This window comes from Bradyrhizobium campsiandrae, assembly GCF_014529705.1.
Classification (GTDB): domain Bacteria; phylum Pseudomonadota; class Alphaproteobacteria; order Rhizobiales; family Xanthobacteraceae; genus Bradyrhizobium; species Bradyrhizobium campsiandrae.
The window spans coordinates 1-246 of the sequence record NZ_JAANIH010000360.1 but is presented as its reverse complement, the minus strand read 5'-3'; the positions used below and the strand labels follow the sequence as shown (position 1 = coordinate 246).

General features: G+C 67.1%; 1 protein-coding gene. It reads right to left on the bottom strand.

All coding sequences use genetic code 11. The features are described from left to right. Positions 1-10: 10 nt before the first annotated feature. A partial coding sequence (locus G8O24_RS43410) for a DUF736 domain-containing protein (protein ID WP_188108487.1) occupies positions 11-246 on the bottom strand: 236 nt, incomplete at its 5' end.

Sequence of the window (246 nt, the reverse complement as noted above, 5' to 3'; positions counted from 1 at the left end):
GGCCTGCGGATCAGCGCGACCAAACCAGCGCGTAGCCGTCATCGACCGCGACGAGGTTGGCGTAGATCGGCGCCGGGAAGGACGGGTCGTCGAGCTTGACCGAGTGGTAGACGGTGTTGTTGTCCTTCGAAGTCCGGCGCCAGGCGGCACCGATCTCGACGCCTGAGACGATCACGCGCAGGTCTGGCGCCTTGTCGCTGGTGGAGGCGGGATCGCTGGGGACGATGCGGGCCTTGGCATCGATCG